Below are 8,277 nucleotides of genomic sequence, written 5' to 3' on the forward strand. Positions count from 1 at the left end.
CTGCATCGTGCAGGCTTGTTTGCTATACCTATTTTTATTCCTAACTGCTCTCTGATCTTAAAATTTATAACGCTATAATGACTTTGTACAGAATCAAGTTTTATATATTAGTTTCCGTGACTACTCATTGAGTATTTTATAACAAATAAAATGACAGTTAAGGCACAATATTCTACTAGGATGTCTTATCCAAATTATCTTATAATGCTCTTTTTCAACTTCCGATTATAGACAGTAGGCGCACTTAAAATCCATAATTTACAATAAGTGCTTCATTTACATAATTCAAGAAACATTCATATTTATCCTTTAAAACTTGTAGAAAAAAGTAAAAAACTCCGATATATTCTCAGAGTTACATTAACTATTCATTAATATTAAAAGATTTATTTAATTATATTTCTTTCAAAAATAAAAGAAGTGCTATCCTGCACCTTTTAATTATCATTTATCCTATAAATTGCATTATACAAGTGCCCTTCTTCACTATAAACTATCTGCCTTCATACTCTTTAACTCTACGATAAAATGTAGCTTTAGTCATGTTCAGCATCTTCGTAGCCTCAACACCTTTAACTTTTCCATCTTTCCATTGTTTATATATACCCTTAAAATTATCACTATTAACTTCTAATTTAGGCCTACCAAACTTTACGCCTTTATTTTTTGCAGTTGCAATCCCTTCTTTTTGACGTTGCTTAATATTTTCTCTTTCTTGATGGGCCACAAATGATAGTACCTGTAATACTAAATCACTAATAAATGTACCTAGAATATCTTTATGCTTGGTAGTATCTAACAGTTCTATATCTAATACCTTAATATCAGCACCTATAGTTTTAGTAATATCATTCCATTCTTTCATTATATCCTCATAACTACGACCAAACCTGTCAAGTGATTTAATTATTAGTAAATCACCTTTTTCTAATCCTTTTTTCATATATTGATAGCCAATTCTATCAAAATCTTTACCACTTTGTTTATCAGTATATATATTTTTTTCCTCTATGCTTAACTTCTTAATTTCATCTAATTGTCTATCTATATTTTGGTCTTTTGAACTCACTCTTAAATATGCTACAGTTTTCATAGTATTAATCCTTCCTCTATATATTCTTGATACTTTAATTATATAGTTCACGTATCAAATAATCAACACGATTTTGAAACGTTTCAAAAATATTTTTTAAACTTATTGATACTATGCAAACTGTTGATAGATGGTAATGCTTATACCGTTCCATTAAGTATACTTTATGATACATGGTTATAATAGATCTTTCTACTATAGACATAGTTGTAATTCTTTAGCTTATTTTTACATACATGTAGAAATAAGCACCCTAGAGGTGATTACGAAGGAGGAACGACTAAGTTTGCTAATGGTAAATTAGCTTTTCTCCAAACAAAATAGTTATAATTACTTTCTTTATGCACATATCGACCCCGAGGAAGCCCGCATATTCTCACTTATCGAATATACGGATATTACTTTCTACTCTGTGAACAGTATCAGCCTTCCCGATAGGTTTTTCGCGGCTCAATCCCTTCAACTTTATGCTTTCCGCCTACTATCTAACTGTCTACTCCCTATGATGTCCAAGACTCGCTATGAGTGGTTTGTTAGTTCTTTCTCAGCGGGGTTCCCGCCCGCTATATGATACGCCCTTATCTTGGCGCTCTCACAGTTACCCTAGTGGGCTGCGAAGCAATCCACTAGCTTTGTAAAAACAAGTAAAAAAATAGAAGCTCCACCGTATCCTTGGAGCTCCATTAACTATATTTTTATGTTTTTAGGTATACATATATCAACTATTATAAGTAGTGAAATTATTCATCCTCAGGATCATCAATATCATCAATATCATCAATATCATCAATATCTGTAGCAGCATCATCTATATCACTGGTTTCATTATCCTCATCATCTGCCTCAGCACTTACAGTTATTAATTGCAATTCTGAATTAACTCTATCCATTATTTCTTGACCCAATGCTTGTAAAAAATAAAGTTTTACATTAGGCGACCAATCATTTTTGGCACACCGTTCTTTGTAACATTCAACCAATTTTGGTATTGATTGAGTAAAAGTATATATACATATAGCACAATTTCTTGCAGTTTCATTAAGAGGATTGAATCCGCCTATATAAGTGTTTTCCCATATTTTATACGTCCCTACTAAAGAAAGTTCAATTAAGAACCTATGCCCTTCGTACTGAATCTCTGGTCTAACCGACTTTAGTTGTTCATTACTAAACAAAAATGCAACAGTTCCAAGCATAGCTGCAACTCTGTTGCCATTTCCTCTAACTGCATTGACTTTATCCTTTGTTTTGCCCATATAACTACTTAAACTTGTTATATGCATCGGAATTTTATCAGACAATGCCACATTAGGATAATCCTTTATTCTTTGAAATATCCAATAAAACAAATCTTCGCTCATACCTAATAATTTTTCTTTTATTTCTCCCCATAAATCCTCTTCTTTAAAGATATATCTAATCATTGTTTGAGCGGTGCTTTTAGCGCAGAAAAATATACATCTAATTAAATCATTATGTTGGAAAATTAATACTCTATAAGAGTAAGGTACTATTAAATCCTTTTTAAGTTTTAATGTTCTACCATCTTCTTCAAACCATAGATTATAATTTCTGTACTTTTCTGCATATACCTCAAATAATGCGTATTTAATAATATTATCATTAATAGGTATTTGTTTTGGATTTTCCAATCCAAATCCTTCTATTTCCCTAAACTCCACCAATAAATCGCCATATTTCCAATTCTCATTGGTTACTTTTTTCACCCTTTTCTTATTCTCTTTTAAAACTTTTATGAAACTATCTAAATCCTTATATTTTTCGAAATTCCATATAGAGTATGTACCCATATTTCCCTCCTAATTTATTAATTGAATTTTATGTTTGCTATTATTAGAGCCAACCAAAATATTAATTATTAAATTACCTAAAAAACTATTATTCTTTGACACAACAGATGTTGATAAACTTCCACCCATTCCAACTGTTGTTTGTAAATTAGATGAAATATCACATATAATTCTAATGTTTTCTTTATCGGTTTCATTCATTCCTAAAATATCATCAATTTTAATTCTAATGTAATTACAACTTGAACTGTCATCTATAACTCCTACCGGATAGCTTGTCTTAACTTTGTCAACCTGAATTGTTGTAAATGTTGTATTCCAAATATGCAGATAAACACCTCCAAATAGGGACACTATCCATTTATTGATTTTACTTCTGTAATCTACACTTAAATCAACATATATGATTCTACTTCTATGTGCTACTACTGGACTAGCAGAATGAATTTCTGTAGTAGTAGTGCCTTCTATATTATCTATTTTTGCTTCTAGAATTATAGGATGCTTAAATAATGAAAATAAAAACTCAACAAACAAAAACATAAGCGCAGTATTTATTGCTAACCTTAAAGTTGTATCTTTTAAACTATTTTGAGCATTGTATGGTAAAAATCTTTCTATCAACCCAATTAAATTTAATTTCGTAAGAAACATTATCAAAAGAATTATAGAAGAATCTCCAATACCCCATAATTTTCTAATTATTTTCATAAAATTACCTCTCTCTATATTATAAAACTAATTAGGTTATTTAACTCGTAAGTAAGCATTTTATCATCTATTAAAATAACCCCATTACTATAAATTGTAACATTGGAATATAGCTCATTTTTAGTTTTAATTGTGAATTCAATTAATCTAATATCAATGCACCCATCTGAAGTAAGCCAATGTAACTCATTAACTAGAATGTTTTTTTGTTTTTCTTTAATTAATTGATCCTCTTCTCTATTTAATAAATTAACTTGGTAATCAACAAATTCCTTATCTTCAACAGAAATGGAGTCCAAAAATGACATTTGTGAAATGAAATAATTATTATCAATACAATATTTTAGTATTTGCAAAAAAATTGTTGGGGTTATAATTATTTGATTCATCTTAAACTCCAAAATACTTTTTAAAATATGTTTGTAATCTTTATCCCTATAATCGTATGAAATTCCAATAATATTATCAGATATAAACCATAAATTAGCATCGCCATAAATTTCATTAAGTTTTTTAATTGTTTGGCTTTTATTTTCATTAAAAATTTTACAGAGTTTATATTGAATCATTTTTATTCTCCCTTCTATTATTAGATTTTCCGTGTAATTCACCTTCTAGGATTCATTAATAATATTATTTTATTATAGCTTATAATTAACTTACTTTCAACATATTGCCTATTATTCATTATTATTTTATTGTTAAGAAATGAGAAAAGACCTCAAGGATTTCTCCCTGAGGTTTAAAGTATTTATACTATACTATTATTTATTCCCCCTCCACATAATCCTTAGCTTTTATATATAAATAATGCACCAATCTTCTCATGCGTTGATCACTTGAAAATATAGTTAATGATAGTTCTCCTCTTTCTCTATTTCCATATTTTTCACACTATATAATTAAAATATTAGTTTCATTATTTTAAATAATTGTTAAATACATCCATCTTAGGTGAACTTATTATAACACAATCACGAATTCTATTTTTAGCATAATAAAAATCATAGAGATCACCATTTAAATATTCAACATAAAATAAAAAAATTTCATTACCATCACTATTTTTCACTATGTATTATTATTCATGAAATTCCTTAGTGGTTCTTTAGATTTGCTCTAAATAATAAAAAAGGACTTACTATTAAAGTAAATCCACTAATTTTTTATCATTCAGTAACATCATCTATCCACAATTCTCTTATCTCATCTGCTCTAACAATAATCTTTTCCTTAAGTGCACACTCTTCTTCAGATATTTCATCTGATTTTTCATCAGGATATATATCAAGATCATTCAATTTACGAATTACATTCTCCATTGCATCCGCTTCACCGCTAAAGAATTCACTCCCTCTAATCCTAATAAATCTCCATCCAAGCCTTTCAAGAATTCCTTGACGATTCATGTCCTCTTCCAATTTATCTTCACCATGCCACCGTTCACCATCACATTCAATTGCTATTTTTTTATTTTTATAAATAGCAACCATATCTATTCTAAACGAACCAACTTCCCATTGTGGTGAAATTTTGTATCCTCTTTCAATAAGATATTTCATCACTCTCTTTTCAAACTCTGATTCTGCCTTTAATACATTTTTTTCAAAATCACTTTGTCTTGATTTATAATTTTTGCAGTATTCAATTAACCCTTTTCTAATATCACCACTCTTTAAATCATTGTCTGAATCCATAGAATAAATAAGCCAAAGCTGATCTCTCGCACGACTTACTGCAACATTATATCTTTTTTTATACAAATTATCAGTTCCATATGAAGTTAATCTCATAGGGCCTTCACCAGCATTTGCATCAACCATTGACAAAAAAATGATATCTCGCTCATCGCCTTGAAAATTTGCTGGATTTCCACATAAAATATTTCTATTATCGTACTCAATTGGTGCCATTTTACTCTGCAATAACCTCTCTATAAGTGTTGCTTGCTTCTCTCCTCTTAAAGTTATTACTCCAAATGTTTTACCATTATATTCTTCATTTTCACAACAAGCTAATATTAATGATACTACAGCTTCAATCTCTTTTTGATTTATTTTCTTATCAGATATAGCATCTCGAACTCTATATGGTATTATTGGTGGTTTTGTTTTAACATCACTAGTTTCCCTAAGCGCTTTTATTTTACCATTGTAAGATAAAATGTTTGAATACTCAATAATTTCTGGAACACATCTAAAATGTTCCTTTAATCTAACTGGTTGATATCCTGATGATTGTGCCAAATCATATATTGAAAATTTACCTGAGTATAGAAAATGATTAGGCATATCATATAAATATTCTTTGACCAGTCTTTCCATATCTTCGGTCTTTTCTCCAATAGCGAGTGGGCTGACCTGTTCATTGTCACCAACTATAATTACTTGTTTACCTAAATATAACGCAACTAATGCCATAACATCAGCCTGACTTGCTTCATCGATAATAACAACATCAAATTTATTTTCCTTTGGATTAAAGTTTTCTACCACTTTGTTTAATGGCATAATCCAAACTGGAACTGCACTCTGACACTGTGGCATTAGCTGCCTTGCTTCTGCTTTTAATTTTTCAGCATTCTTACCTTTTCCGGCACCTATCTTTCTTATTAGTTGTCTCCAACCTTCAATTGCTTGTATTTGTTTTTTATTATTGTTGAATTCATCCAATTTGAATAACCATGCTTTATTAAATGCTAACTCTGCTGTATTATTTTTAAATGATTCTTCTAATTCAACTATACTCTGCTGAACCTCATCTATAGAGATTCTATTTCTATAGTTAATCTCTTCTACAAATTGACAATATAGCCAAGCCTCTTTAATATTAGCTGGGGCTTTAGCTTTTCCAAATTCACCTTGCCTTTCTATAATTTCATATGCCCAAGCAGGGGCGGTTATCGCTAATTTATCTAATAGTTCCCTTCTTCTTTCAATATACTTACCTAATTCCTTTATTGATTTTATCGACTCATAACACTCATTGTATAAATCTACATCTTCATTTATTACAGCTGTTTGTAATCCATTAATTATTTTACTATTATAATTTTTACAAAATTCATTAACGACATTCTCAATTTTCTTTTTATTATTATTTATTTCATTGTATTGTACTCTATATATTTGCGCCTCTATAATTTCCATTAATTTTTTACCAAGATCTAACTTTATATGTTTAAGATTGCTAAATTTATTGCTAGACAGATCAGGTTTACTTTTTAATCTTTCTAGGTTTATACCACATGAATCTATATCCTTAATTATTGGATTCCATTTTCTTTCATACCAATTTATGTTTTCTTCAATTGTTAAGCAATATTTTTTACAGGTTAATTCAAAAGCATCTCCCATATCATCAACTTGCTCTGCACCTAAAACTGCTATTTGTCTATTCCACCTATTTTTTAATTTCTCCCTTGTTACAATTAACCTACGATAATTATTTAATGCTTTGAATTCGTTTGTTTTAGTCGGTACATTACCATTCACTCTACAAGCATTTATAAAATTCTTCAATGGCTTATTCAAAAATAAATTTGCCCTTGTTATCTTTCCTCCATTTTCAAGTTTCTCAATTATATATTTTAATAGAACATCTACGTCACTAATTAACTCTATATCAATAAATTGAGGATTATATGTTAGCATACTTTCTGAACAATCAATAGATAGTTTGTAAGTTACGTTAATTTCATCTATTAATAAACTCCAACTATTTTTTAAGGTGTCTTCTTTAGCCGACTGAATAGTTTCTAATACCCAAGGAGTGTTTATATCTATACTCACTAATGCTCCATTTACCCTGTCCCTAATGTCACTAAGCTCAGATATCGTATATTTAACTGCTACTTCACTATTCCAATATTCCAAGCCATTTGATAATTTTTCACTGCTAAATGTATTCTTCTGACTTATTATCTCATTAAATTCAATTGGTGTTATTAATTCACTTAGATTAGGCAATTTACTATCATATTCTTTTTCCTCTTCTAAGTTTATTTTAACGTTGCTAGAATATACCTCGCTAATTTCTTCTTCACTTAATGATAAGCTTTTACCTAAAATTACAGGAGTAGGCATCCAATCTGCATCACTTCTATGCTTATTAATATACTTTGCAGCATCAATTGGTTTATATTCTTCTCCAGAAATAATTATCGCCCTATATTCGTTAATTCTTGCATTTTTCAAATCCATCTTAAGATTATTTAATTTATCAATAATTTCTTTTCTTTCTTTTCCTAAACTCTCAACTTTCGATTTTAAATCGCTTGGTTCTAATGTAGACCTATTTTCATTAATAACATCTAAACTATTCTCCATTTCACGTCTACCTTCTGTCGTAGCTAATAAACTTAGACATAATGATTGTAGCTCTTCCACCACCTTTTCCTTTAAAACGGATAAAGCCTTTTCGCTGTAACTGGTAATTAATATACTCTTACCTTGTGATAATAAGTGACCCACCATATTAGCAATTGTATGAGTTTTCCCTGTACCTGGAGGCCCTTGAACTAAAACTGCCCCATTTCTCTCTAAGTGCTTTGCTACCGCTAATTGTTCTGCATTAGCTGGCTTTGTTAATAGTATATCTTCATCTATTCCATTCACACTTAAAAAATTGTTTTCAGACTTATTACTTTGCTCTTTCACTTTT

Annotated in this window: 5 protein-coding genes; all 5 read right to left on the reverse strand. The window is 29.5% G+C overall.

The window, feature by feature from the left end; translation table 11 throughout:
• Positions 1–493: 493 nt before the first annotated feature.
• Positions 494–1,093: a recombinase family protein gene (locus ACJAX4_RS19715; RefSeq protein ID WP_435791147.1), complete on the reverse strand. Its 600-nt coding sequence runs from the start codon at positions 1,091–1,093 to the stop codon at positions 494–496.
• Positions 1,094–1,833: 740 nt separating this feature from the next.
• On the reverse strand, positions 1,834–2,904 hold the full coding sequence (locus ACJAX4_RS19720) for a hypothetical protein (protein WP_435791148.1): 1,071 nt from the start codon (positions 2,902–2,904) through the stop codon (positions 1,834–1,836).
• A 9-nt stretch (positions 2,905–2,913) separates the two neighbouring features.
• Positions 2,914–3,615 carry a hypothetical protein gene (locus ACJAX4_RS19725; protein ID WP_435791149.1) on the reverse strand — a complete coding sequence of 234 codons (702 nt, stop codon included), beginning with the start codon at positions 3,613–3,615 and terminating at the stop codon, positions 2,914–2,916.
• A 14-nt stretch (positions 3,616–3,629) separates the two neighbouring features.
• A complete protein-coding gene (locus ACJAX4_RS19730) occupies positions 3,630–4,184 on the reverse strand; it encodes a hypothetical protein (protein WP_435791150.1) in 555 nt (184 codons plus the stop codon).
• Between the two features lie 600 nt (positions 4,185–4,784).
• Positions 4,785–8,277 (reverse strand): AAA domain-containing protein (locus ACJAX4_RS19735; protein WP_435791151.1); only part of this gene is annotated, 3,493 nt, incomplete at its 5' end.

Origin of the sequence: Clostridium sp. (genome assembly GCF_051278035.1) — a bacterium.
Classification (GTDB): Bacteria; Bacillota; Clostridia; order Clostridiales; family Clostridiaceae; genus Clostridium_AD.